At 70.1% G+C, this 24,402-nt stretch carries 22 protein-coding genes; 15 read left to right on the top strand and 7 right to left on the bottom strand.

Features of this window, described 5'->3' with window-relative positions; translation table 11 throughout:
- Positions 1 to 143 precede the first annotated feature (143 nt).
- The gene (locus AB0D14_RS23710) at positions 144 to 2,879 is read left to right on the top strand and encodes a SpoIIE family protein phosphatase (protein ID WP_362782146.1); all 2,736 of its coding nucleotides are present in this window, start codon (positions 144 to 146) and stop codon (positions 2,877 to 2,879) included.
- Positions 2,880 to 2,942: 63 nt separating this feature from the next.
- Here the strand turns inward: AB0D14_RS23710 and AB0D14_RS23705 are convergent, their stop codons facing one another.
- From AB0D14_RS23705 to AB0D14_RS23690, 4 genes are all read right to left on the bottom strand, one after another.
- Positions 2,943 to 4,481, bottom strand: coding sequence for an MFS transporter (locus AB0D14_RS23705; protein WP_362782143.1), 1,539 nt, complete (start codon positions 4,479 to 4,481; stop codon positions 2,943 to 2,945).
- 111 nt (positions 4,482 to 4,592) lie between these two features.
- Positions 4,593 to 4,766, bottom strand: coding sequence for a hypothetical protein (locus AB0D14_RS23700; RefSeq protein ID WP_362782140.1), 174 nt, complete (start codon positions 4,764 to 4,766; stop codon positions 4,593 to 4,595).
- A gap of 123 nt (positions 4,767 to 4,889) precedes the next feature.
- Positions 4,890 to 6,479, bottom strand: coding sequence for an FAD-dependent oxidoreductase (locus tag AB0D14_RS23695; protein ID WP_362782138.1), 1,590 nt, complete (start codon positions 6,477 to 6,479; stop codon positions 4,890 to 4,892).
- 231 nt (positions 6,480 to 6,710) lie between these two features.
- Entirely contained in the window at positions 6,711 to 7,094 is a 384-nt protein-coding gene (locus tag AB0D14_RS23690; protein ID WP_362782137.1) for a helix-turn-helix domain-containing protein, read from the bottom strand.
- A gap of 228 nt (positions 7,095 to 7,322) precedes the next feature.
- Between AB0D14_RS23690 and AB0D14_RS23685 the strand changes: the two genes are divergently transcribed.
- A complete protein-coding gene (locus AB0D14_RS23685; protein ID WP_362782135.1) occupies positions 7,323 to 8,150 on the top strand; it encodes an ANTAR domain-containing protein in 828 nt (275 codons plus the stop codon).
- A gap of 146 nt (positions 8,151 to 8,296) precedes the next feature.
- Here the strand turns inward: AB0D14_RS23685 and AB0D14_RS23680 are convergent, their stop codons facing one another.
- Positions 8,297 to 9,361: a LacI family DNA-binding transcriptional regulator gene (locus AB0D14_RS23680; protein WP_362782132.1), complete on the bottom strand. Its 1,065-nt coding sequence runs from the start codon at positions 9,359 to 9,361 to the stop codon at positions 8,297 to 8,299.
- A 210-nt stretch (positions 9,362 to 9,571) separates the two neighbouring features.
- Here AB0D14_RS23680 and AB0D14_RS23675 point away from each other — a divergent pair, with 210 nt between their 5' ends.
- The 5 genes from AB0D14_RS23675 to AB0D14_RS23655 all read left to right on the top strand — a co-directional run bounded on the left by AB0D14_RS23675 (position 9,572) and on the right by AB0D14_RS23655 (position 14,823).
- The gene (locus AB0D14_RS23675; RefSeq protein ID WP_362782130.1) at positions 9,572 to 10,729 is read left to right on the top strand and encodes a Gfo/Idh/MocA family oxidoreductase; all 1,158 of its coding nucleotides are present in this window, start codon (positions 9,572 to 9,574) and stop codon (positions 10,727 to 10,729) included.
- 73 nt (positions 10,730 to 10,802) lie between these two features.
- Positions 10,803 to 11,477: an SUMF1/EgtB/PvdO family nonheme iron enzyme gene (locus AB0D14_RS23670; RefSeq protein WP_362782127.1), complete on the top strand. Its 675-nt coding sequence runs from the start codon at positions 10,803 to 10,805 to the stop codon at positions 11,475 to 11,477.
- A 119-nt stretch (positions 11,478 to 11,596) separates the two neighbouring features.
- Positions 11,597 to 13,000 carry a Si-specific NAD(P)(+) transhydrogenase gene (gene sthA / locus AB0D14_RS23665; protein WP_362782124.1) on the top strand — a complete coding sequence of 468 codons (1,404 nt, stop codon included), beginning with the start codon at positions 11,597 to 11,599 and terminating at the stop codon, positions 12,998 to 13,000.
- A 286-nt stretch (positions 13,001 to 13,286) separates the two neighbouring features.
- The gene (locus tag AB0D14_RS23660) at positions 13,287 to 13,907 is read left to right on the top strand and encodes an L-threonylcarbamoyladenylate synthase (RefSeq protein WP_362782121.1); all 621 of its coding nucleotides are present in this window, start codon (positions 13,287 to 13,289) and stop codon (positions 13,905 to 13,907) included.
- Positions 13,908 to 13,983: 76 nt separating this feature from the next.
- Positions 13,984 to 14,823, top strand: coding sequence for a sulfite exporter TauE/SafE family protein (locus tag AB0D14_RS23655; RefSeq protein ID WP_362782118.1), 840 nt, complete (start codon positions 13,984 to 13,986; stop codon positions 14,821 to 14,823).
- Here AB0D14_RS23655 and AB0D14_RS23650 read toward each other — a convergent pair.
- Positions 14,774 to 15,481 carry an NUDIX domain-containing protein gene (locus tag AB0D14_RS23650; RefSeq protein ID WP_362782116.1) on the bottom strand — a complete coding sequence of 236 codons (708 nt, stop codon included), beginning with the start codon at positions 15,479 to 15,481 and terminating at the stop codon, positions 14,774 to 14,776. The genes AB0D14_RS23655 and AB0D14_RS23650 overlap by 50 nt on opposite strands.
- 349 nt (positions 15,482 to 15,830) lie before the next feature.
- Here AB0D14_RS23650 and AB0D14_RS23645 point away from each other — a divergent pair, with 349 nt between their 5' ends.
- Complete coding sequence (locus tag AB0D14_RS23645) at positions 15,831 to 17,888, top strand: discoidin domain-containing protein (protein ID WP_362782323.1); 2,058 nt, start codon at positions 15,831 to 15,833, stop codon at positions 17,886 to 17,888.
- Between the two features lie 53 nt (positions 17,889 to 17,941).
- Entirely contained in the window at positions 17,942 to 18,559 is a 618-nt protein-coding gene (locus AB0D14_RS23640; RefSeq protein ID WP_362782113.1) for a TetR/AcrR family transcriptional regulator, read from the top strand.
- A gap of 17 nt (positions 18,560 to 18,576) precedes the next feature.
- Here AB0D14_RS23640 and AB0D14_RS23635 read toward each other — a convergent pair whose 3' ends face one another.
- Positions 18,577 to 19,371 (bottom strand): LysR substrate-binding domain-containing protein, encoded by a 795-nt coding sequence (locus AB0D14_RS23635; protein WP_362782110.1) that lies wholly within the window; start codon positions 19,369 to 19,371, stop codon positions 18,577 to 18,579.
- 37 nt (positions 19,372 to 19,408) lie between these two features.
- On the opposite strand from AB0D14_RS23635, the gene AB0D14_RS23630 reads away from it, so the two are divergent.
- From AB0D14_RS23630 to AB0D14_RS23605, 6 genes are all read left to right on the top strand, one after another.
- Complete coding sequence (locus AB0D14_RS23630; RefSeq protein WP_362782107.1) at positions 19,409 to 19,831, top strand: DUF5997 family protein; 423 nt, start codon at positions 19,409 to 19,411, stop codon at positions 19,829 to 19,831.
- Between the two features lie 19 nt (positions 19,832 to 19,850).
- The gene (locus AB0D14_RS23625; protein WP_362782104.1) at positions 19,851 to 20,558 is read left to right on the top strand and encodes an AAA family ATPase; all 708 of its coding nucleotides are present in this window, start codon (positions 19,851 to 19,853) and stop codon (positions 20,556 to 20,558) included.
- Positions 20,559 to 20,708: 150 nt separating this feature from the next.
- The gene (locus AB0D14_RS23620) at positions 20,709 to 21,518 is read left to right on the top strand and encodes an SAM-dependent methyltransferase (RefSeq protein ID WP_362782101.1); all 810 of its coding nucleotides are present in this window, start codon (positions 20,709 to 20,711) and stop codon (positions 21,516 to 21,518) included.
- Between the two features lie 93 nt (positions 21,519 to 21,611).
- Complete coding sequence (locus AB0D14_RS23615) at positions 21,612 to 21,833, top strand: hypothetical protein (protein ID WP_362782098.1); 222 nt, start codon at positions 21,612 to 21,614, stop codon at positions 21,831 to 21,833.
- 101 nt (positions 21,834 to 21,934) lie between these two features.
- Positions 21,935 to 22,501: an antibiotic biosynthesis monooxygenase gene (locus tag AB0D14_RS23610; protein WP_362782095.1), complete on the top strand. Its 567-nt coding sequence runs from the start codon at positions 21,935 to 21,937 to the stop codon at positions 22,499 to 22,501.
- Between the two features lie 153 nt (positions 22,502 to 22,654).
- Complete coding sequence (locus tag AB0D14_RS23605; RefSeq protein ID WP_362782092.1) at positions 22,655 to 24,142, top strand: hypothetical protein; 1,488 nt, start codon at positions 22,655 to 22,657, stop codon at positions 24,140 to 24,142.
- Positions 24,143 to 24,402: the final 260 nt, after the last annotated feature.

The raw sequence follows: 24,402 nt of genomic DNA, 5'->3' as shown, positions 1-24,402 counted from the left end.
AGAAACGCTCGGCCGGCTGGAAGATCCGCATCGTGCTCACACGCCGACGGTAGCCCTTCGCCCCAGGTCGAAGGCCCAGCCACCACCCGTCGCGCCACAGGCGCCCCTCGCCTCCTGGGCTCCGGCAGTGTAGAAGTGGTCATATGGTCCGACTCTTGGGTCGATCCTGGGCCCGGTCGACCCCCCGCCTCAACGGCCTGCGCGCGCGGCGTCGGCAGGGGGCGCAGGAAGGCGAGCCCCGGCACGGGGCCGCGGGTGCGCGGTCGGCGCTGGGCAGACGCAGCCTCGCGGGCCAGGTTTTCGTCCTGCAGGTGGCGATCGTGCTGCTGCTCGTCGTGGCCGCGGTGGTGGCGCTGGTCCTGCAGGTACGCCACGACAGCACACGGGAGGCGCGGAATCGCTCCCTGGCCGTCGCCGCGGCGTTCGCCAACGCTCCGGGCACCCGCGCGGCGTTGAGCGCCCCCGATCCCACGGCGGTACTCCAGCCGCGCGCCGAGGCGGCCCGCGTGCAGTCCAAGGTGGACTTCGTCGTGGTGATGAACACCGACGGCGTTCGCTACACCCACCCCAAGCCGGACCGGATCGGCAAGAAGTTCGTCGGGACCCTCGGCCCCGCGCTGGCCGGCGAGTCCTTCACCGAGGAGATCACGGGGACCATCGGGCCGCTGGTGCAGGCCGTGGTGCCGGTGAAGGCCGACGACGGCTCGGTCGTGGGCCTGGTGTCGGCGGGCATCACGACCGAGAACGTGGGAGGCGTCGGGGACCGGCAGCTGCCGCTCCTGCTGACCGCCGCGGCCGCCGCGCTCGCGCTCGCCCTGGCGGGGACGGCGCTGGTGAGCAGGCGGCTGCTGCGCCAGACCCACGGCCTGGGACCGTTCGAGATGACCCGGATGTACGAGCACCACGACGCTGTGCTGCACGCCGTGCGGGAGGGAGTGCTCATCGTCGGCGGCGAGGGGCGGCTGCTGCTCGCCAACGACGAGGCCCATCGCCTGCTGGATCTCCCGGAGAACGCCGAGGGGCGCCATGTCCTCGAACTGGGCCTCGACACGGGCACCGCCGGCCTGCTGGCCTCGGGGCGGTTCGTCACGGACGAGGTGCACCTGGTCGGTGACCGGCTGCTGGCCGTCAACCAACGGCCCACGGACCTCAAGGGCGGCCCGGCCGGCAGTGTCGCGACGCTCCGCGACTCGACCGAGCTGCGTGCGCTGTCCGGCAGGGCCGAGGTGGCCCGGGAGCACCTCAAGCTCCTGTACGACGCAGGGGTGGGCATCGGCACGACCCTGGACGTGACCCGTACCGCCGAGGAGCTGGCGGAAGTGGCCGTCCCGCGCTTCGCGGACTTCGCCACGGTGGATCTGGCCGAGGCCGTGCTGAGCGGGGAGGAACCGGACGCGGGTACCTCGCTGCGCCGTACGGCGTTCAGCGGTATCCGGAAGGACTCTCCCCTGTATCAGGTGGGCGAGCGGATCGGATTCATCGCCTCCACACCACAGGCACACAGCCTCGGCACCGGCGAGGCCGTGATCGCGCCCGACCTCAAGGAGGCTCACGGCTGGCTCGCCCAGGACCTCGTGCGTACCGCGCAGGTCGTGGAGTACGGAATCCATTCGCTGATCACGGTCCCGCTGCGGGCGGGGCACCTGGTGATGGGCGTGGCGAACTTCTGGCGCTCGCAGAGGCCCGAGCCGTTCGACGCGGAGGAGCTGGCCCTCGCCGAGGAACTGGTCGCACGGGCCGCGGTCTCCATCGACAACGCCCGCCGCTACACGCGCGAGCACACCATGGCCGTGACCCTGCAGCGCAGTCTGCTGCCCCGCAACCTGCCCGAGCAGAGCGCCCTGGACATCGCCTACCGCTACCTGCCCGCCCAGGCGGGGGTGGGCGGCGACTGGTTCGACGTGCTGCCGCTGTCCGGCGCCCGGGTCGCGCTGGTCGTGGGTGACGTCGTGGGCCACGGACTGCACGCGGCGGCCACGATGGGACGGCTGCGTACCGCGGTCCACAACTTCTCCTCGCTGGACCTGCCGCCCGACGAGCTGCTGAGTCTCCTCGACGAGCTCGTCGGCCGTATCGACCAGGACGAGATGACGGACGACAGCAGCGCCGCCGTCACCGGCGCCACCTGCCTGTACGCCGTCTACGACCCGACCTCCCGGCGGTGCACCGTCGCCCGCGCCGGCCATCCGCCGCCCGCGGTGATCCGCCCGGACGGCGTTGTCGAGTTCCCGGAGGTGCCGGCCGGGCCGCCGCTCGGTCTCGGCGGCCTCCCCTTCGAGACGGCCGAACTCACGCTGGAGGAGGGCAGCAGGCTGGTTCTCTACACGGACGGGCTCGTCGAGGACCGGGAACGGGACATCGACGTCGGCCTCGAACTTCTGCGGACCGCCCTCGCCGGTGCCGAGCGGTCGCCGGAGGCCACCTGCCAGGCCGTTCTCGACGCCCTGCTCCCGCCCCGCCCGAGCGACGACATCGCCCTGATCGTCGCGGGCACCCGTGCGCTCGATCCCGACCGCGTCGCCGAGTGGCAGGTGCCGTCCGACCCGGCAGCCGTCGGCGAGGTGCGCGCCTCGGTCACCCGGCAGCTGACGGAGTGGGGCCTGGAGGACATGGCGTTCACGACGGAGCTGATCCTCAGCGAGCTGGTCACCAACGCGATCCGGTACGGCAACGGCCCCATCCAGGTCCGCATGCTGTTCGACCGCTCTCTGATCTGCGAGGTCTTCGACGGCAGCAGCACCTCACCGCACCTGCGGTACGCGGCGACGACGGACGAGGGCGGACGCGGTCTGTTCCTCGTCGCGCAGCTCACCGAGCGCTGGGGCACCCGCTACACCCTGGGGGGCAAGGTCATCTGGGCCGAACAGCCGCTGCCCTGAACCGAACAGGCCGGATGAACCGAACGGACCGAACCGAACGAACGGAACGAACGGAAACAGCCTCTACGGTTCGCCGTTTCCCTGGAGACGCTCCAGGTCGTCGGGGCGTACCTGGATGACGAGCAGGGCCACCAGGGCCGCCACGACGGCGAAGACGGCGGCGACGATGAACGAGCTCGAAATGCCCGAGGTCAGCACCTGGTCGCTCCACGGCGACGGGAGCGTGCCGGTCCTGCGGAACTCCAGGCGCTGGGCGGGGGTCGCCTCCGCCATGAACCGGCGGACCTGGTCGCCTGCTTCGTTGCGACTGGCCGTGCCGAAGACGGTGACCAGCACGGACAAGCCGAGCGAACCACCCACCTGCTGGGTGGCGTTGAGGATTCCGGAGGCGGCTCCCGCTTCCTGCGGCGCCACGCCCGACACCGCCATCAGTGTCAGCGACACGAAGTTCAGCCCCATGCCGAAGCCGAAGACCAGCATGGGCCCGAGAATGCTGCCCGCGTACGTGCTGTCGACCTCGGTCAGGGTCAGCCAGCCGAGTCCGGCGGCCGACAGGATCGCGCCCACCGTCATGAACGGTTTGGGGCCCCACCTGGGCAGCAACTGCGAGGCGATACCGGCGCCCACCGCGATGATGGCGCTGATCGGCAGGAAGGCGAGGCCCGCCCGCAGTGGGCTGAAGCCGAGGACGTTCTGCACGAAGAGCGTCAGGAAGAAGAACATGCCGAACATCGCCGCGGCCAGGCACAGCATGATCACGTAGACGCCCGCACGGTTGCGGTCCCGGAACATCCACAGGGGGGTGATGGGCTGCTTCGACCTGCGCTCGACGAAGATGAACGCGGCGAGGAACACGACGGCGGCCGCGAAGGCCCCGAGGGTCGGCCCGTCGCTCCAGCCCTCCTCCGAGGCGCGGATGAACCCGTAGACGAGCAGCACCATGCCCGCCGTGGAGGTGAGCGCGCCGAGGATGTCGAAGTGGCCCGGCATGCGTTCGGACTCCCGGATGTAGCGGGGTGTCGCCAGCGCGATCAGCAGGCCGATGGGGATGTTGACATACAGGACCCAGCGCCAGTCGAGCCACTCCACGAGCAGGCCGCCCGCGAGCAACCCGATCGCGCTGCCGCCGGCCGAGACCGCGGCGAACACGCCGAACGCCCTGTTGCGCTCGGGTCCTTCGCGGAACGTCGTGGTGATCAGTGAGAGGGCCGTCGGAGAAGCGATGGCCCCGCCGACGCCCTGCAGCGAGCGAGCCGTGAGCAACTGCCAGGACTCCTGGGAGAGTCCGCCGAGCAGAGAGGCCAGCACGAAGAGCAGAACGCCGAAGACGAAGACCTTGCGGCGGCCGAGGATGTCGCCCAGTCGGCCGCCGAGCAGGAGCAGACCGCCGAAGGTCAGTGTGTAGGCGTTGACCACCCACGACAGGTTCTCGGTCGAGAAACCGAGCGAGCTCTGGATGTGCGGGAGGGCGATGTTCACGATGGTGATGTCGAGGACCACCATCAGCTGGCACGAGGCGATGACGAGGAGTGCGATTCCGCTGCCGCGGCCCCGCTCCGGGGACTTGGCAGTGTCGGAAGGTGTCGCGTGTGCGCCCGTCATGGGATGGCCCTGTGTCCTGGCGACGCCTGCACGCAGGCGGCCGCTCAAACGACATTAGCGCCGTGCTCCCGGCCTCACCAGTCGATCACTCGGCCATGGACGCCACGCCGCTCAGTCCTCGCCCCTGACGATGTTCCCCTCCGGCTCCGCCGAAGTACGGCGTGTGTCCCTGTCGGCTATCGCCGGCAGGCAGATACGTACGCCGCTGTCCCGGCTGCGGCGGGCCAGCGCCCAGCCGGTCTCGGGGCGGCGCATGGTGTCCTGAGTACTTGCGTACGCGGTCACGACTCCTCACATTCCTTCTGCGACCCGTCCCGCACGGGTCCGGGTCTGCGTGATCTTGCTACCTTTTGTCGGTTACCTAACCGGGTCCCCCGCAGCGGCGCCCGAAAACCCGGTCGTTCCGTCTCAGGGGCGCTCCGTGGACCCGTCGTCCGCCGCCGTGTCGTCCGCCACCGGGTCCGGGCCGGGCACGGTACGTCGTTCGAGCGGCCGGGTCGCGGGCCCCTGGAGGATCTGGCCGTCCGGGTCGAACCGGGAGCCGTGGCAGGGGCACTCCCAGGCCCGTTCCGCGCGGTTGAAGGCGACCAGGCAGCCCAGGTGCGTACAGCGGGCCGAGACGGCGTGGAGCTCTCCGTCGTCGTCGCGGTAGGCGGCGCAGCGATGGCCGTCGATACGGACGAGCGCACCCTCGCCCGGGGCGAGATCGTCCGCCGAGCCCGACGTGGGCGGCAGCCGGTCGCCGACGAAGTGCCGGGCGACCTGCGCCTGGTGCTTGAGGAAGGCCGGCGCCTCACGCACAGCCGCGCGCACCCGCCGGGGGTCGTACAGCTCGCTCCACGGCGGACTCTGACCGGTGATCAGGTCCGACAGGAGCCGGCCCGCCATGATGCCGCCGCTCACCCCCCACCCGCCGAACCCGGTCGCGACATAGGTGTGCCGGCTGCCCGCGTGGAACGGGCCGACCAACGGCACGGAGTCGGTGGAGTCGTTGTCCTGTGTGGCCCAGCGGTGCGTGAAGTCGAGCGTTCCGAAGTGTTCCGTGGCCCAGTCGGCGAGCCGCCCGAACCGTTCCTCCACGTCGGCCGCGCCCGGGGTGAAGTGCTCCCCGGTGACGATGAGCAGCCGTTGCCCGTCCGCGTACGGAGCGGTACGCAGCGAGCGGGTGCCGTGCTCCGTGGTGATGTACATGCCGTGCGGAGCCAGGCCGGCCGCGACGGGGGCGGTCAGCACGAGTTCGCGGCGCGGCGAGAGCCGGGTGAACAGCAGCGCACGGTCGAAGATCGGGTAGTGCGTTGCGACCACGACGTCCGTGGCGGTGACTGTCGGCCCCGCCTCGGTGGTGAGTCGGCACGGTTCACCCTCCTTCAGTCCGATCACCCTGGTGTGCTCATGGATCCGGGCGCCGTGCCGGAGCAGGTCGTCGGTGACTGCCAGCAGGTACTTCCGTGGATGGAACTGGGCCTGCTCCCTCACCCGGACGGCGCCCGTGACGGGGAACGGCAGATCTGTTCCGGACCCGGTCACGTACTCGGCGTGCAGTCCGGCCGCACGGGCGGCGTCGGCCTCGGCCTTCAGTTCCCCGACCCGCTCGGGATCCTGGGTGTAGGTGAAGGCGTCCGTGTCCTCCCAGTCGCAGTCGATGTCCAGTTCGTCCACGAGCGCGGCCGCGTGGCGGATCGCCTCGGACTGGGATCGCCCGTACAGCTTCGCGGCCTTGATGCCCCGGGTACGCCGCAGTCGTTCGTAGACGAGGGTGTGCAGGGCGCTCAGTTTGGCGGTGGTGTGCCCCGTGACGCCCGTGGCGATCCGGTCCGCCTCCAGTACGGCCACGCTCCGTCCGGCGCGGGCCAGCTCCAGGGCGGTGCTGAGCCCGGCGATACCCGCTCCGATCACGGCGACATCCACCGTGATGTCGCCGGCCGGGGGCGGGTGAAGGTCTCCCGGGGGTGCCGTTCCGATCCAGTACGACGTCTGATCGCCCGCGTCACCAGTCATGCGGCCCCGGGTTCCCCCTGCTCGCCGGGCGAAGCGCCCGGCGCGTCACGGGACGGGAGTCACTCCTGCGGTCGATGTGTGGCCCCGCCGGTCCCCCGTACGGGTGGAACCACGCATGGACGCGTCCCCCTCCGCACACAGGACGCGGACCCGTCCGCACACGCACGCCACCGCTGTCGGTGCCGCGGACTGCGGGCTGCGGGCTGCGGGCTGCGGGCCACGCCACCGACGTCACTGACCGGCCGGGGGACTCTGCTCGCGGACGGAGGCCGGCTGCAGCCACTGAGGACTCGCGTCGCGCTCGGCGTCGCGCTCGGCGTCGTGCCGGGCCAGCACCGACAGCAGACCCGAGACCGACAGTCCGGCGTCGGCCGGGTGGCGCAGGATCGTCCCCGGCTGGATGCGGTACTCATTGGTGCGCCCCTGCCGGGTGTGGGTGAGATAGCCGCCCTCCTCCAGATCGGAAATGATCTTCTGCACAGCACGCTCGGTCAGCCGACAGCGCGCTGCGATGTCCCGGATGCGGGTGTTCGGGTTCTCGTCGATCGCAGCCAGCACCCGGGCATGATTCGTCAGGAACGTCCAGCCGGAATGTGTCTCAGGTACTCCACCCATGGTCCACAGCATACGACTTGTCATTCACGCAACTCAAAGGGTGAAATAATTTTCATGTATCCCTTGACGTGTGAAGATACAGAGCCGAATCTGGAGGGGACAGTGACGGTGGATGCCCGGGGAGCGGCTGCCATGTCGGAACCAGTGCTTACTTCCCACGTCGTGGGTGGGAACATCACGCTCTGTGCGGCGTCGCCCAGCCCCGCGAGGGGCCACCCGCAGACGCTCTTGAAGGTCGAAACACACTCGGCCGACGGGCGGACGACCGTCACGGCGGTCGGCGAGATCGACATGGACACCTGCCCGGAGCTGCAGCTGTCCCTGAACAAGGCCTTGTCCGAATCGGCCCGCGGCGTCGATCTCGAATTGTCCGGGGTCGACTTCTGCGATTGCTCAGGCCTCAACGCCCTGTTGCTCATCCATCGGCGCGCGGCATCGGAGGGCAAGACGGTCGTCGTCCGGTCGGCGAGCCCCGCCATCGAGCGGCTGCTCACCCTCTCGCAGACGTCGTCGCTGTTCGCGTCCACAGGCGACGCCGACCCTGACACCGCTCTCCGGAATCAGAATCCGCGCCCCGGCGCGGCGCACAGCCCCACGGAGGAAAGTCCGTTGTCCGACACCGCCATCGACGCCGTCGACACCGACGCTGATGCCGATGCCGAGCAGGATCTTCGCCTCGAAGTCGTCCAGTTGAAGCGCGCCATGCAGACACGGCCGGTCATCGACCTGGCCCGCGGAGTGCTGATGGCAACCTTCGGGCTGAGCCCCGAGGACGCATGGAGCGTATTGGTCACGGTCTCTCAGAACGCCAACATCAAGTTGCGCCATCTCGCCGAGGGAACGGTGGCCGCCGTCCGGGGCGAGTCACTGCCCGAACCCGTGCGGCAGCAACTGTCCGCGGCTGTCGCCGAACTCTCCGCACGCCGGCCGGCCGACGCCCGCGCCACCGACGCCCGCGCCACCGACACCGGCGGCGTCGGGCCGGTCCCGCAGGAGGCCCTTCTGGGTCCGGAGGACATGGCCCAGGAGGGCATGCCCCAGGAAGCGGATCCGTGAACTCGTCACCGCCAGGGCAGGCGGCGGCCGGTTCGCGGAGTTCGCCCTGGCGCGCGGCGCCGACGCGGCCCGGCCCGGTGGCGACCGCGTACCGACCGCGCTGACCGCGCTGGATGACCGTCGGGGATTCCGCGTGGGTCGTACGGTCAGGTCGGCCGCTGGTGGACAGCGGTCCGCGGGGGCGCAGCGGTCGTGCCCCGCACCACGAGGGCGGGCGGGCTGAGGAGGACCTGGCCGGGGCGGGCGGGGTCGGCGATCCGGTCGAGCAGGCACTGCGCGGCGCGGCGGCCGACGTCGTGGCCCGCGCTGTCCACGGTGGTGAGCCAGAGGTGGCGCAGCCGGGCGAGATAAGTGTTGTCGTAGCCGACGAGGGAGAGGTCCCGGGGCACCTGGAGACCGAGTTCCCCGGCGGCGGACAGCGCGCCGACGCAGGCGATGTCGTTGAAGGCGAACACGGCGGTGGGCCGTCGGGGGGCGCTGAGCAGCCGGACCGTGGCCCGGTAACCGCCCTCCTCGGTGAGGTCGCCCTGCTCCACGACGGCCGTGCCGGCCAGTCCGTGGTCGCGCATGACGGTTTCGAAGCTGCGCCGGCGCAGCTCGCCGACCATGCCCTGACCGGCGATGTGGGCGATGTGCCGGTGACCGAGCCCGATGAGGTGTTCGGTGGCGAGACGGGCACCGTGCTCGTCGTCGTTGGCGACGATGTCCGCCCGGGGCAGTACCGGCTCACGGGCGCCCGCGACGACGGTCGGCAGCCGCCCGGCCGCCGCCCGCAGCATCTCGGGACCGGTCAGTGTTCCGACCGCGATGAGGCCGTCGACCCGCAGGTCCGTGAACGTGCGGGTGAGGTCCTCACCCAGCCGTCGGTTCAGGTGGCCGTCGGCCAGCAGCATATGCAGGCCGCGGGCATCCAGCAGGGAGTTGAGGCCGTCCAGCAGTTCCACGAACCAGGGGTTGCGCATGTCGTTCAGGAGCACGCCCACCAGCGGGGCGCCTCCCGACCGGGCGTGGTCGAGAGCCTCGGGGTGGGCGCGGCGCTCGCTGAGGCTGCGCGCGGCGGCGTTGGGCCGGTAGCCGAGCTGCTCGACGGCGGCCAGGACGGCCTGCCGCTTCTCGGGGCGCACCCGGTCGGAGCCGCGCAGCACGAGCGAGACCAGGGATTTCGACACTCCGGCCCGTTCGGCGACATCGCGGATCGTCGGCGGTCTCATGAAATGGACCGTTCCACACGTCTCACTCCGAAGTCAAAGGGGTTGACACCTGCTGTGACGGACTTCAATGTGATCCAGAACGACTATGGACCGCTCCAAAGCTGACCCAAAGCTGACCCAAAGCTGACCCAAAGCTGGCCCAACAGCGATCCGAAGCCGCTCAAGAGCCGATCTGGAACCGGGCTGGAACCGATCCGAAGAGGAACAGTTATGGGGAGTACGCTCGGCGTCGCCGTCGTGGGGTTCGGCTGGATGGGGCGGGTGCACACCCAGGCGTACGCACGCGTGCCGCACCACTTCCCGCAGCTGTCCGTACGACCCGAACTGATCGCCGTCGCCGACGAGGTTCCCGGCCGGGCCGAAGAGGCCGCCGCGCAGTACGGGTTCGCCACGGCGGCCCGGGACTGGCGTGAGGTCGCCGCCGATCCCCGGGTCCAGGCCGTGAGCGTCGCCGCCCCGAACTTCCTGCACCGCGAGATCGGTGTCGCCATGGCCGAGGCGGGCAAGCACCTGTGGATCGAGAAGCCGGTCGGCCTCACCGCCCAGGACGCACGGGCCGTCGCGGGCGCCGTCGCCACAGCGGGCGTCCAGGGCGCGGTCGGCTTCAACTACCGCAATGCGCCCGCCGTCGCGGCCGCACGCGAACTCGTGGCCGCCGGGGAGATCGGCACCGTCACGCATGTCCGTATCCGCCTCTTCAGCGATTACGCCGCCCACCCCGAGTCCGCTCTGACCTGGCGGTACGAGCGTGAGCGCGGCGGCAGCGGAGTACTGGGCGACCTCGCCTCGCACGGCGTGGACCTGGCCCGTTTCCTGCTGGGCGAGATCGCGTCGCTGACCGCCGACACGGCCGTCTTCGTCCCGGAGCGGGCCCGGCCCACCGGCGCCACCGCCGGCCACACCCGTTCCGCGGGCGGTGAGTTGGGGCCGGTGGAGAACGAGGACTACGTGTCCTGCCTGCTGCGCTTCGCCTCCGGCGCCCGCGGCGTCCTGGAGGCCTGCCGGGTCTCGGTCGGCGAACAGAACAACTACGGCTTCGAGATCCACGGCACCAAGGGCGCGGTCTCCTGGGATTTCCGTCGTATGGGTGAACTGGGTGTCAGCCGCGGCACGTCGTTCCAGGACCAGCCGGTCAGCACCCTGTACGTCGGCCCGGGGCACGGCGAGTACGCCGCCTTCCAGCCGGGCTCGGCCAACAGCATGGGTTACGACGATCTGAAGGTCATCGAGGCGTACAACTTCCTGCGCTCCATCACCGAGGGCACCCCGTACGGAGCCACTCTGGAGGACGCCGTCCACAGCGCGGCCGCGCTGGACGCCATGGCCCGTTCCGCCGAGCACGGCACTTGGGCAAATGTGACCGAATGATCGTGGCATAACCGCGCGGTACGTGCGGACACGAGCGGATCGCCCACCGGATCATCAGTAGGATTGCCTGCTCATGGACACACGATCGGTGTACGAGATGATCGCAGTCCCGCCTGGGCAGGTCACGCTGTCGGATCGGCGGACGCAGCGCAGTTGGACGGTCGAACTCGCGCCCTACCGGCTCGGGTCCTTCCCGGTCACGCAGGCGCTGTACGCGCGGGTCACGGGGCTGCGACCGAGCAGCGCCGACGGGGACGAACTACCCGTCGAGGGCGTCTCGTGGTGGGACGCGGTCCGGTTCTGCAACGCGCTGTCGCGGCGCGAGGGACTCACCCCCGCCTACTTCATCCCCGCCGAAGGGGAGGGCATCGACTGGGACACGACCGCCGACGGCTACCGGCTGCCCACCGAGGCCGAGTGGGAGCACGGCTGCCGTGCCGGTACACCGGGACCGCGTTACGGACCGCTCGACGAGATCGCCTGGTACCGCGACAACTCCGAGGAGCGCGTCCACGACGTGGGCGGCAAGCGGCCCAATTCCTGGGGCCTGCACGACATGCTGGGCAACGTCTGGGACTGGTGCTGGGACGTCTACGACGCCGAGGTCTACGGCACCTACCGGGTTCTGCGCGGCGGCGGCTGGTTCGACGAGCACTGGAGCTGCCGGGCCTCCGCGCGGCGCCGCAGCCACCCGAGCTACCAGGTCGACGACGTGGGGTTCCGCGTCGCGCGTTCGGTGGAGTGCTGAGCCACCCGCCCGGAAACCCGCCCGGTACGGGTTTCCGGGCCGGCCCTCTTCCCGTCCGCGGGGCCAACTGTCACCTGTTCACCCTTTCGGGCGACAGCGCCGACTGACAGACTTCGGAAGTGCGCGACTACGACTTGCTTGTCATCGGATCCGGCCCCGGCGGCCAGAAGGCCGCCATCGCCGCGGCCAAGCTCGGCCGCCGGGTCGCCGTCGTCGACCGCCCCGACATGGTCGGAGGGGTCTCCATCCACACCGGGACCATCCCCTCCAAGACCCTGCGCGAGGCGGTCCTCTATCTCACCGGTCTCACCCAGCGGGACCTGTACGGCCAGAGCTACCGGCTGAAGGAGGACATCACCATCGGCGACCTGACCGCGCGCACCCAGCACGTGGTCAGCCGCGAGGTCGACGTCATCCGCAATCAGCTCTCCCGCAACCAGGTCTCCCTGTTCGCGGGCACCGGCCGCTTCGTGGACGACCACACCGTCGCCCTGCGCGAAGTGACCGGCAACGAGAAGCTGTTGAGCGCGGACACCATCGTCATCGCGACCGGAACCAGGCCGGCCAGGCCCGCGACCGTCGAGTTCGACGAGCAGACGATCCTCGACTCCGACAACGTTCTCAACCTGGAGAAGGTACCCCGCTCCATGGTCATCGTCGGGGCCGGCGTGATCGGCATGGAGTACGCCTCCATGTTCGCCGCCCTCGGCAGCAAGATCACCGTGGTCGAACAGCGTCCCGGCATGCTCGACTTCTGCGACGTCGAGGTGATCGAGTCGCTCAAGTACCACCTCAGGGACCTGGCCGTCACCTTCCGCTTCGGCGAGACGGTCGCCGCGGTCGAGCGCCACTCCCGGGGCACGCTCACCCTCCTGGAGAGCGGCAAGAAGATCCCGGCGGACACCGTGATGTACTCCGCGGGCCGGCAGGGCCTCACCGACGGCCTGGACCTCGACAAGGCCGGCCTGTCCGCCGACCGGCGCGGCCGGATCAAGGTCGACGAGCACTACCGCACCGAGGTGCCGCACATCTACGCCGTCGGCGACGTCATCGGCTTCCCGGCGCTGGCGGCGACCTCGATGGAACAGGGGCGTACGGCCGCGTACCACGCGTGCGGCGAGCCGGTGAACCGGATGCACGACCTTCAGCCGATCGGCATCTACACCATCCCGGAGATCAGTTTCATCGGGAAGACCGAGGATCAGCTCACCGAGGACCGCGTGCCGTTCGAGGTCGGCGTCTCCCGCTACCGCGAACTGGCCCGGGGCCAGATCATCGGCGACTCGCACGGCATGCTCAAGCTGCTCGTCTCCCCCGACGACCGCAAACTGCTCGGCGTGCACTGCTTCGGTACGGGCGCCACCGAGCTGATCCACATCGGGCAGTCGGTGATGGGCTGCGGCGGCACGGTCGACTATCTGGTCGACGCCGTCTTCAACTACCCGACGCTCGCGGAGTCCTACAAGGTCGCCGCGCTCGACGCCACCAACAAGATCCGCCAGATCGACCGGCTCAGAGACTGACCTCGGCCTAGGGCGTGTTTCGAAAGTAGCGTCGTCCGCCCGGAGGGCGGGCCCGGCGGCGTCAGGTGCGTGCTCTCGGCGTGCCGGGCGTAGACCCTCGTACTGGATGTACTTGGGTCTGCGTCCGGTGCGCCGAGAGTGCGTGCATGACGCCGCCGGGCAGACGGGACTTTCGAAACACGCCCAAGGGCTGCCGGCGCCGGTGAGAGCCCTGTTCTCACCGGCGCCCCGCGTTTTGCAGCGGGCCCGCGTCGGCGGCAGCGGCACAGAGGCATAAGCTCGTCGGGTGGCAAAGTACTTCGACGTTCATCCCGACAATCCTCAAGCGCGGACCATCACCCAGGTCGCCGACTCCATCCGTGCGGGTGCGCTCGTGGTGTATCCCACGGACTCCTGTTTCGCGCTGGGATGCCAGCTGGGCAGTCGTGACGGCATCGACCGGATCCGCTCCATCCGCCGGCTCGACGACCGTCACCACTTCACGCTCGTATGCCAGAACTTCGCGCAGCTCGGCCAGTTCGTGCAGATCGACAACGACGTGTTCCGTGCCATCAAGGCGTCCACGCCCGGCAGTTACACCTTCATCCTTCCCGCGACCCGGGAAGTCCCGCGCAAGCTGCTCCATCCGAAGAAGAAGACGGTCGGAGTCCGCATCCCCGACCACACGGTCGCCCAGGCACTGCTCACCGAGCTGGGCGAGCCGCTCCTGTCCAGCACGCTCCTCCTGCCCGACGAGGACGAGCCGATGACCCAGGGCTGGGAGATCAAGGAGCGGCTCGACCACTCCGTCGACGCGGTGGTCGACTCCGGAGACTGCGGCACCGAGCCGACGACGGTCATCGACTTCTCCAGCGGTGAGGCGGAGATCGTCCGCAAGGGAGCCGGCGACACCTCACGATTCGAGTGACCCGTCACCCGCGACGCACCGCCGCCGCCCGGCCGTTCCCGGACCGGCGCGGCGGCGGTGCGCGGCGAGGCGCCGCGTGACGCCGGTGGAGGCCGTCGCCGTGTTCGCCGCGGGGGTGGGCGCGGGCGCCGTCAACACCGTCGTCGGCTCCGGGACCCTGATCACCTTTCCCGTGCTGCTCGCCACCGGTCTGTCGCCCGTCACCGCCACGGTCTCCAACGCGCTCGGCCTGGTTCCCGGCGCCGTCAGCGGAGCCCTCGGCTACCGGGCGGAGCTCCGCGGTCAGCGGCGGCGCATCCTCAAACTGAGCGTCGGCGCCCTGCTGGGCGGCTTCACGGGCGCCGTGCTCCTGCTGGCCCTCCCCGCGACGGCGTTCGAGAAGATCGTGCCGGTCGTGGTGGGCCTGGCTCTCGTCCTGGTCGCGTTCCAGCCGCTGATCACCAAGCGCATGCGCCGCCGCCGCACACCGGCAACCACCGCCGAATCCGCCGATGCTCCCGCCGGTGGTTCCGCCCGTGATCCCGTCGGCGCCCTCGATCACGCCCCTGCCCCCGCCCGTAGCGACGGGGGCCCGCTGTTGTTCATCGGCCTCACCCTCGCCAGCGTCTACGGCGGCTACTTCGCGGCGGCGCAGGGAATCATCTACATGTCGCTGATGGGGGTGCTCCTGGACGAGACGATGCAACGCCTCACCGCCGTCAAGAACGTTCTCGTCGCCGTCGTCAACACCGTCGCCGCGACCTTCTTCCTCTTCGTCGCGGACTTCGACTGGACGGCCGTCGCACTGATCGCCGTCGGTTCCGCGCTGGGCGGGCAGCTCGGAGCCTCGGTCGGCCGCCGCTTCAGCCCCGCGGTCCTGCGCACCCTCATCGTGACGATCGGGACTCTCGCCCTCGTCCAGCTGCTGCTCCGCTGAACGGCCCTTCCAACGCCGCCCACTGCAACAGCATGATGGTCTTCGCGTCGGCGATCTCGCCGGTGCGGATCATGCCAAGGGCCTGGCGGAAGGGCAGTTCGACGGTCTCGATGTCCTCGCCCTCCTCGTCCAGTCCGCCGCCCTCGTGGGTGCGGGTGGCCGGTCCGTAGGAGGCGGCGTAGAAGGTCACGCGCTCGGTGACCGAGCCCGGGCTCATGTAGACGTCGAAGACCCGCTGGACCTCGCCGACCGTGTGCCCGGTCTCCTCGACGGCCTCGCGGCGTACAGCGGCCTCGGGGTGTTCGTCGTCCTCGTCCAGCAGGCCGCCCGGTGTCTCGACGAGCATGCCGTCGGGGTGTCCGTTGACGTACACGGGATAGCGGAACTGCCGGGTCAGCAACACGGTTTCGCGTTCGGTGTCGTACAGCAGGATCGTGGCGCCGTTGCCGCGGTCGTGCGTCTCGCGCTCCTGGGTGGACCAGGTGCCGTCGGCGAGCTGGAGGTCGAAGGTCGTGGTGCGCTCCACGTACCAGTGGCAGGACAGCAGTGTCACGTCCCGCACCTTGACCCGGGGGTTCCCCGTCAGGTCCAGGCCGACCCGGTCGAGTCCGGTACGGCCCCTGCGGTCGGGGGTGTCGATGCCGACGCCCGCGGTCATCGTGCGCCGGCCGGGGAGAAGGTGCCGGTGGTGGCGGAGTCGGTGCTGGTGCGGGTGCGGGTGCTGGTGCGAGTGCGGGTGGAACAAGTGGTCATGCCCTGCTTCTACCATCCTGGTCCCGCCCGTGTCAGGCCGGTTGTTGATCGGCGGAGGCACCCGTGGCCGGCCGGACCACGTCGGACAGCGCGCCGTAAATGAGTGCTTGACCAACTGACCGGAAGGCACGAAGGGCCATCAGGTCAACCGTCCCGGACCCTTGACTCTCCTGGCGGCAGTCGGGATTCTCGTCCCAGCGTTTGCACGAGTCATGACAAGTATCGTCCGCCGACCGAAGACCTGGGTGATGACCATGACCCGACTGCCTCTCCATCGGCGCAGGCCCCTCACGGTCCTGTCGCTGCTGCTCGTCATGATGGCCATGGCGCTCGGTCCCACGCCCAGTTCCGCGGCCGGCCCGGAGTGGTGGAACCCGACCGCCCGGCCCGCACCGGACTCCCGGATCAACGTCACCGGGGAGCCCTTCAAGGGCACGAACTCTCAGGGAGAGGTGCGCGGGTTCGTCGACGCGCACAACCACATCATGGCCAACGAGGCCTTCGGCGGCCGCCTCATCTGCGGCAAGGCCTTCTCCGAGGCGGGGGTCGCCGACGCGCTCAAGGACTGTCCCGAGCACTACCCGGACGGCTCCCTGGCGATCTTCGACTTCATCACCAACGGCGGTGACGGCAAGCACGATCCCGATGGCTGGCCCACGTTCAAGGACTGGCCCGCCCACGACTCGCTGACGCATCAGCAGAACTACTACGCGTGGGTCGAACGGGCCTGGCGCGGCGGCCAGCGCGTACTCGTCAACGACCTGGTCACCAACGGCGTGATCTGCTCCGTCTACCCCTTCAAGGACCGCAGCTGCGACGAGATGACCTCGATCCGGCTGCAGGCGAAGCTGACGTACGACATGCAGGACTACATCGACGCGATGTACGGCGGTCCCGGCAAGGGCTGGTTCAGGATCGTCACCGACAGCGCACAGGCCCGGCAGGTCGCCGAGCAGGGCAAACTCGCCGTAGTCCTGGGCGTCGAGACGTCCGAGCCGTTCGGCTGCAAACAGGTCCTGGACATCGCGCAGTGCGACAAGGCCGACATCGACGCCGGACTGGACGAGTTGTACGACCTCGGCGTGCGCAGCATGTTCCTGTGCCACAAGTTCGACAACGCCCTGTGCGGAGTCCGTTTCGATGAGGGCGGCCTCGGTACGGCGATCAACGTCGGCCAGTTCCTGTCGACGGGCACCTTCTGGCAGACGGAGAAGTGCACGGGCCCGCAGCACGACAACCCCATCGGGGGTGCCGCGGCGCCGGGCGCGGAGAAGGAACTGCCGGCGGGCGTCGACGTCCCGTCGTACGACGAGGACGCGCAGTGCAACAAACGCGGGCTCACCGGTCTCGGCGAGTACGCCGTCCGCGGGCTGATGAAGCGCAAGATGATGCTTGAGATCGACCACATGAGCGTCAAGGCCACCGGTCGGGCCCTCGATCTCTTCGAGGCGGAGTCCTACCCCGGGGTGGTGTCCTCGCACAGCTGGATGGACCTGAACTGGACCGAGCGGGTCTATCGTCTCGGCGGCTTCATCGCCCAGTACATGCACGGCTCCGAGCAGTTCGGCGCGGAGGCCGCGCGGACGAAGGCCCTGCGCGACCAGTACGACGTGGGTTACGGCTACGGCACCGACATGAACGGCGTCGGCGGCTGGCCCGCCCCGCGCGGCGCGGACTCCTCGAACCCCGTGCGGTACCCGTTCCGCAGCACCGACGGCACCTCCGTGATCGACCGGCAGACCACCGGGCAACGCACCTGGGACATCAACACCGACGGCGCCGCCCACTACGGTCTCGTACCGGACTGGATCGAGGACATCCGGGTGGTCGCGGGGCAGGAGGTCGTGGACGACCTGTTCCGCGGCGCCGAGTCCTACCTGGACACCTGGGGTGCGTCCGAGGGGCACAGGGCCGGGGTGAACCTCGCCAAGGGCGCGTCCGCGTCGGCGAGTTCGTCGGAGTCGAACCCCTTCACGAGCTACGCGCCCGGCCGCGCCGTGGACGGCGACACGGACACGCGCTGGGCCAGCGACTGGAGCGACGACCAGTGGCTGCGGATCGACCTCGGCTCCACCAGCACGGTCAAGCGCGTCACCCTCGGCTGGGAGCGCGCCTACGCGAAGTCGTACCGCGTGGAGGTCTCCACCAACGGCACGGACTGGCAGTCCGTCTGGTCCACCACCACCGGGGACGGCGGTCTGGACACGGCCCGCTTCTCCGGCGTACCCGCCCGCTATGTACGCGTCCACGGGCTGGATCGCGGCACCGACTGGGGATACTCCCTGTACGAGGTGGGCGTCCACAGCACCTGACACGCGCCAGGACCAGCCCGGCAACGACACGCCCGCCGGACGGAAGGGGCCCCATGGCACGGATGCCGTCGGCCGAGCGGCGCCGTCAGCTCACCGAAGCGGCCATTCGCGCGATGACCCGGGACGGCGTCTCCAGGACGACGACCCGGTCCATCGCGGCCGAGGCGGGCGTGTCACTGAGCGTCTTCCACTACTGCTTCGACTCCAAGCAGGCCCTGATCGCGTCCGTCATCGAGACGATCACGAGTCACTCCGCCACGGTGGTGCGTGAGGCGATCCGGCCGAAGGCCACCCTGCGGGAGACCGTCGCGGCCGGTTTCCAGGCGTACTGGAACCATGTGTCCGCCCACCCGGGCGAGCACATGCTCACCTATGAGCTGACGCAGTACGCCCTGCGCCGGCCGGGTTTCGAGCACCTGGCCCGACGGCAGTACGAGCTGTACTCCGAAACCTACGCCGAGCTCGTCGAGCAGCTCAGCCGCGACATGGACTTCGCGCTGCGCGTACCCGTCCCGGTACTGGCCCGCTATCTGGCCGCCATGACCGACGGACTGACCCTCAATTTCCTCGTTCTCGGCGACGACTCGGCGTGGGCGGACATCCTCGCCACGATCACGGACCACGTCGCCGGCCTCGTCCGCGACACGGACGAGGTCCCGCACGGTCCGTAGCGCCCCGGTGGCCGGGTCTACGGGCGACGGCGAGGCTTGCCGCCCTTGGCTCCCTTGGCTCCCTTGGAGGTGCCGGAGCCCGTCCGGGGGCTCTTGCCGGTGGTCTTGCCTGTGCTCTTGCCGGTGCTCTTGCCCGCGGCAGGCTTCCGCCGGGCGGTGCCCTTGTCGGAGCCTGCCGCCTTCGGCTGGGCGGGAGGCTGCGAGCGGCCCCGGGAGCTGTTGGCGGTGCGGCCCCGGACGATCCCGATGAAGTCCTCCACCAGGTCCGTGGTCCTGTCCTGCGGCCACGACAGGGCGATACGCGACTCGGGGGCGTCCGTGACCGGCCGGTACGTGAGGTCCTTGCGGTGGTGGAGGCGGGCGACCGACTGCGGAACGACGAGGAGTCCCACCCCCGCCGCCACCAGTTCGACCGCGTCGGCCGTCGTGGCGGGGCGCTCGATCGCGGGGCGGCCCGGCAGCCGCTCCCAGTCGAGGGTGTCGTCGAGGGGATGCAGCACGACGTCGTCCGCCAGGTCCTCGGCGGTCACCTCGTCCACCGCGGCCACCACGTGGTCCTTCGGGACGACGACCACGCTCGTCTCGGCGTAGAGAGGGATCGCGCTGAGATCCGTACCGTCGACCGGCAGCCGGACGAGGCCCGCGTCGGCGCCACGGCCCCGCAGTACGTCGAAGGCTTCGGCGGCGGACACCGCGAGGAGAGTCAGGGGGACGTCGGGCAGCCGCTCGTGCCAGATCCGCACCCACTTGCTGGGCGTCGCTCCCGGGACATACGCGAGCCGGAACGAAGGGGATTCTTCCGAGCCTGTCACCTGGCCAGGTTACCCGTCGTGGTCGGCGCTGGTTCACATGCTCGATACCCTGGGCATCATGACGTCGCACCAGAACACCCAGACGATGAAGCCCGCGACCGCGGCGAAGAAGCTGGGTGTGTACCTCGAAGCCACACCCGCCGAGTTCCAGGAAGGTGTCGTCTCGCGTTCCGAGCTCACCGCCCTCCAGGCCGATCCGCCCGAGTGGCTGCAGGAGCTGCGGCGCAGCGGCCCCCACCCCCGGCCGGTGGTCGCGGCGAAGCTCGGCGTCTCCATCTCGGGACTCGCGCGCGGCGGAGTGACCGATGCCCTCACCACGGAGCAGATCGAGGCGTTGAAGAACGACTCGCCGGAGTGGCTCCGGAAGGAGCGCGCGACCCAGGCCGAGGTCCGGAAGGAAACGGCCCGTATCAAGGACAAGGACAAGGACGAGGACCTGGACAAGAAGGCCGAGCGCTAGCCGGCGGCATACTCGACGCATGATAATCGAACGCGCGTACGCACATGTGGCTTCGTACGACGAAGAGGCGTGGCCCTGGTCCGTGCCCTGCGTGCGCGGGCTGCTGGCGGACGGAATACGGTTCACCGCGCCCGTGACCTTCGTCGTGGGTGAGAACGGCTCGGGCAAGTCGACGCTGGTCGAGGCACTGGCCGAGGGCTTCGGGCTCGATTCCTACGGCGGCTCCCACGACTGGCGGTACGCGAGTTCCCGGCCCAAGTCGGTGCTGGGCGAGCGGATCCGCTTCGACGCCGCGGCGCGCGGGCGCCGGATGCTCGGCAGCTGGTCGGCCCGCAAGGGGTTCTTCCTACGGGCCGAGACAGCCATGGACGCACTGGACCGGGAAGGCTTCGCGCCGAACTCGGTCAGTCACGGCGAGGGGTTCCTCGCGGCGTTCCGTGGGAAGTTCCACCAGCCCGGACTGTACGTACTCGACGAGCCGGAGGCCGCGCTCTCGTTCGGTTCGTGCCTCGAACTGCTCGGCCACCTCGACCAACTGGTGAAGCAAGGTGGGCAGGTCGTCTGCGCCACGCACTCCCCCCTGCTGACCGCGCTGCCGGGAGCGGACATCATCGAGGTCGGTGACCACGGCATGCGGCGGGTGGCCTGGCAGGAGCTGGCGCTGGTCGACCACTGGCGCCGCTACCTCGCCGAACCGCAGGCCTATCTCCGGCACATCCTCGACTGACACCACCCTCGCGAAGGCTCACGCTCACCCACAAGTGGCCAAAAACCGCCCAGTGGACCCCTGTTGACCTGCCCGTACACGGGCGTTCGGCCGCGCTGTTCGACTAGGTTGGCGGACGATGACCGAACACGTTCTCCAGGAGGCGCTCCCTTGACGGACCAGGAACCCCAGCTCGCCGCCGCTGCCGACATCCGGGCCCGGATCGACACGGACAAGCCGCACTCCGCGCGTTTCTGGAACTACTTCGTGGGCGGCAAGGACCACTACGAGGTGGACCGCGAGATCGGCGACCACATCAAGGAGATCTTCCCCGGCCTGGCCGACGTGGCGCGCACGAGCCGTCACTTCCTCGGGCGCGCGGTCCGGTATCTCGCCGAAGAGCAGGGCATCCGGCAGTTTCTCGACATCGGCACCGGGCTGCCGACCGCGGACAACACCCACGAGGTGGCCCAGCGCGTGGCCCCGGACGCACGGATCGTGTACGTCGACAACGACCCGCTGGTGCTCGCCCACGCGCGCGCACTGCTCACCAGCACGCCCGAGGGCCGGACGGCGTACATCGACGCCGACCTGTACGACCCCGAGGCCATCCTCGACGCGGCGGCGGACACGCTGGACCTGTCCCGGCCCGTCGCCCTGATGATCCTCAACACGCTCGGCCATGTCGCCGATCACGACCAGGCCCGGAAGCTGGTCGCCCGTCTCATGTCCGGCCTGCCGTCGGGGAGTTACCTGGTGATCAGCGACAGCACGGCCACCAGCGAGGGCATGATCGCCGCCTCGGAGGCGTACAACTCCAGCGGAGCCGTCCCCTACCACGTGCGCGGTGTCGAGGAGATCGCCGGCTTCTTCGAAGGGTTGGATCTGGTCGAACCCGGCGTCGCCCAGGTCACCCAGTGGCGTCCGGACTCCCCCGCCTCCGTGGTGGACGCCTACGGCGGAGTGGGCCGTAAGCCATAGCCCCGGCCCTCTCCAGGTCACGTCCGCACAGCGTTCACAGACTCGGCACGGATACCGACTCGTCGGAAGGGCTTGTGCGGGTACCCGTGTCCCATGACCGATGTGGTGGACTCCGACGAACTCCTGCGCCGTATCCAGCGGGCCCGCTCCTGGGCCGGTCAGGAGGAGCGGACGTGGAAGGCGCGGAGCGAAGAGCTCAAGATCGGCGATCCGGACGGCTCACGCGACGCCGAGCTGCGCGGACACACCTATGAGGCCGTGCGCAGGGCACTGGACGAGATAGTGACCCCGGGCGTCCACGACGTGGACGCCTGAACCACGACGGCTGAACCCCGCAGCCTGCACCCCGACGGCTGAATCCGAACCCTCTGACCGGCCTGTGCATGACCCGTTCGGCACATGGAACTCGTCAGGGCATGAGCACCACGCAGGTCCCGTACACCGAACCCGTCACCTCGGTCTTCACCTGGCAGGTACGCCCCGGCCGTGAAGCCGAATTCGAGGAGTGGACCCAAGGCGTCGCCGACTGCGTCACCCGGTTCCCGGGCAGCGAGGGGGTGTCCTGGCTGCGACCGGAGCCCGGGCTCCGGTTCCACGCGGTGCTCCGCTTCTCCGATCCGCAGCGGCTCACCGACTGGCTGACCTCGCCGGAGCGGGCGGAGTGGCACGCGCGTATCGAGGGCATCGCCACCGAGGTCCGTGCCGAACGCCAGTCGACCACCGGCATGGAAAGCTGGTTCCGCCTCCCCGGCACCGCGGTCAAGCCCCCGCCACGCTGGAAGATGGTCGTGGTGACCTTTCTGGGCGCCTATCCGATGGCCTTCCTCATCCAGTGGCTGATGGCACCCCAGATGGCCGCGTGGCCTCTGCCGCTGCGCGCCGCTGTCTTCCCGATGGTGCTGGTGCCCATGCTCACGTATGTGATCATGCCGGGGCTCAGTCGTCTGCTGCGCCTGTGGCTGTACGGCAGCCCCAACGGCTGACACCCGGGCGGGTCCGGCTCCGGCCCACGTTCACACGGGTGCCTCATCCCGTTGGCGGTGTCCGGCGCGGGCGCTTAGAAAGGGTCGAACAGCAACTCTCGGGCCGCGCGTCCGGGCCACGACAGCGACTGCACCCTTCGTAGGGAGCCGAGTATGACAACCCGTTCGCCTTTCGACTCCGATCGACCTGGCATATCTCCCGAGAACGTGGTCGACGCGCCCATGCCGCCACCACCCGTCTCCGCCCCCTGGCACACGCCGCCGGACGAGGCGCCGGAGAGGGCACCGCGCAGGGCTGAACACCGGTACGCCGCCCCGGCCGACGAGACCGACCACCGGTACGCCGACCGCGCCGAGAGGGCCGAGAGGGCCGAGAGGGCCGAGAGGGCCGACCACCGCTACACCGGTCCGGCCGAGAGGGGCGAACGGGGCAAGAGGGGCGAACGGGGCGAGCACCGCTACGCGGGCCCGGCCGACGAAGTCGATCGCCGGTACGCCGAGCCGGCCGACGAGCCGGCCGACGAGCCGGACCCCACGTACCCCGACCCGCCCGAAGAGGCCGACCAGCGGTACCCGGCCACGGTCGACGCGGTGGACGAGTCGCACTCCGGCCCGGCCGAAGAGGCCGACCCCGCGTACCTCAACCCGGTCGACGGACTGGTGCACGCCGCCGTGGCCGACCGGTCCTTGGAGGAGGTGATCCAGCTCATCGAGCTGCTGGAGCAGTCACCTGAGTACGCGAGGGCCACGGTCGACGCACTGCGGGCGGTCGGCACGGACCGGTCCGTGGAGGACGTGAGCCGGCTGGTGGCCCTGTTGACCCGGCCGCCGAGGAACGCCGACAGCGCCGACGAGGCGATCCGCGCGGCAGCCGAGGCCCGGCCCGTGGAGGACGTCACCAGGCTGATGGCACTGCTGCACCAGCCCACGCTGGAACCTCACTGCGGGGAGGCCGCGGTGCGGGCGGCCGCCGCCAGCCGGCCGGTCGAGGAACTCGTGGAACTGATCGGCCGTATGGCCCAGAAACGGGGCGTACGCGAGGACCGGAAGCCGTCGAAGTCATCGACACTGGCAGGGGCGAATCCGGCCGACGCCGAAGCTCGCACGGCCTCCTCCAAGCATGGATCCCCCTACGAGGACCGGCTCATCGCCGAGGGCGGCACGGTCGCCATCGGCCGGACGGCCCGGGCACGCCGTGGCCGGACGGCGAAGCACGGTGACTCTCCTGCCTGGCCGCTGTGGGCCGCGGCCCTGATGCTCGTGGTGTGCGCTCTGGTGCACTTCCCGCCGCACCGGGACGGCGCCTCCGTCAACGCGTTCGGGTTCATCGCCGTCGCCTGCGGTCTGTGCGGCCTGGCGGGTCTGGCACTGTTCCGCCGGAGCACGCTGCCGGTGCTCGCCCTGGGGATCGTGGTTCCGGCGGCACTCGCCGTCGCCCAGCTCCTGGAAGGCCGCATCCAGTCGCCCGGTCTGTCCCGGGCCCTGGATCTGACCCTCGCGCCGCCGTGGCTCGCCGGTCTCACGGCCGTACTCGCCGCGCTGGCGGCCCTGACGGCACTGGTCACGCTCCTGGCCTCGGCAAAGCCCCGTACGCGACCCGACGTACGGCCGCTGGCCGGCTCGAACCGGGCGGCGGACTGACCCGCCACGACGGTCCGGAGCCCGGCCTCTGCCCGGGCGGCCGGACGCGGAAGCCCGGTTGGGGCACAGGAGAAGACGGCGGCTGTCCAACGCCCACCGGCGTTGGACAGCCGCCGTCTTGTTCGGTGCTGCGGGGCCCGGCCACGCGTGGCGCCGACACTCCGGGGCGCCGGGCGCACAGGATTTCGTTGGCCTGTGCGGGAACTGCCTGTGCAGGAACTGCCTGTGCGGGAACTGCTCGACTGCCGCGAGGCACGTAC

The organism is Streptomyces sp. NPDC048484 (assembly GCF_040651415.1).
Taxonomy (GTDB): Bacteria; Actinomycetota; Actinomycetes; order Streptomycetales; family Streptomycetaceae; genus Streptomyces.
The sequence above is the reverse complement of the archived record's forward strand: the minus strand, read 5'-3'. Positions and strand labels throughout refer to the sequence as shown.

Bases quoted from the DNA above. Each gene is read 5' to 3' on its own strand.
- AB0D14_RS23640 (WP_362782113.1), top strand. From the start codon at position 17,942: ATGGCACGGATGCCGTCGGCCGAGCGGCGCCGTCAGCTCACCGAAGCG.
- AB0D14_RS23610 (WP_362782095.1), top strand. From the start codon at position 21,935: ATGAGCACCACGCAGGTCCCGTACACCGAACCCGTCACCTCGGTCTTC.
- AB0D14_RS23650 (WP_362782116.1), bottom strand. From the start codon at position 15,481: ATGACCGCGGGCGTCGGCATCGACACCCCCGACCGCAGGGGCCGTACC.
- AB0D14_RS23710 (WP_362782146.1), top strand. From the start codon at position 144: ATGGTCCGACTCTTGGGTCGATCCTGGGCCCGGTCGACCCCCCGCCTC.
- AB0D14_RS23645 (WP_362782323.1), top strand. From the start codon at position 15,831: ATGACCCGACTGCCTCTCCATCGGCGCAGGCCCCTCACGGTCCTGTCG.
- AB0D14_RS23695 (WP_362782138.1), bottom strand. From the start codon at position 6,479: ATGACTGGTGACGCGGGCGATCAGACGTCGTACTGGATCGGAACGGCA.
- AB0D14_RS23625 (WP_362782104.1), top strand. From the start codon at position 19,851: ATGATAATCGAACGCGCGTACGCACATGTGGCTTCGTACGACGAAGAG.
- AB0D14_RS23605 (WP_362782092.1), top strand. From the start codon at position 22,655: ATGACAACCCGTTCGCCTTTCGACTCCGATCGACCTGGCATATCTCCC.
- AB0D14_RS23680 (WP_362782132.1), bottom strand. From the start codon at position 9,361: ATGAGACCGCCGACGATCCGCGATGTCGCCGAACGGGCCGGAGTGTCG.
- AB0D14_RS23675 (WP_362782130.1), top strand. From the start codon at position 9,572: ATGGGGAGTACGCTCGGCGTCGCCGTCGTGGGGTTCGGCTGGATGGGG.
- AB0D14_RS23615 (WP_362782098.1), top strand. From the start codon at position 21,612: ATGACCGATGTGGTGGACTCCGACGAACTCCTGCGCCGTATCCAGCGG.
- AB0D14_RS23690 (WP_362782137.1), bottom strand. From the start codon at position 7,094: ATGGGTGGAGTACCTGAGACACATTCCGGCTGGACGTTCCTGACGAAT.
- AB0D14_RS23630 (WP_362782107.1), top strand. From the start codon at position 19,409: ATGCTCGATACCCTGGGCATCATGACGTCGCACCAGAACACCCAGACG.
- AB0D14_RS23670 (WP_362782127.1), top strand. From the start codon at position 10,803: ATGGACACACGATCGGTGTACGAGATGATCGCAGTCCCGCCTGGGCAG.
- AB0D14_RS23705 (WP_362782143.1), bottom strand. From the start codon at position 4,481: ATGACGGGCGCACACGCGACACCTTCCGACACTGCCAAGTCCCCGGAG.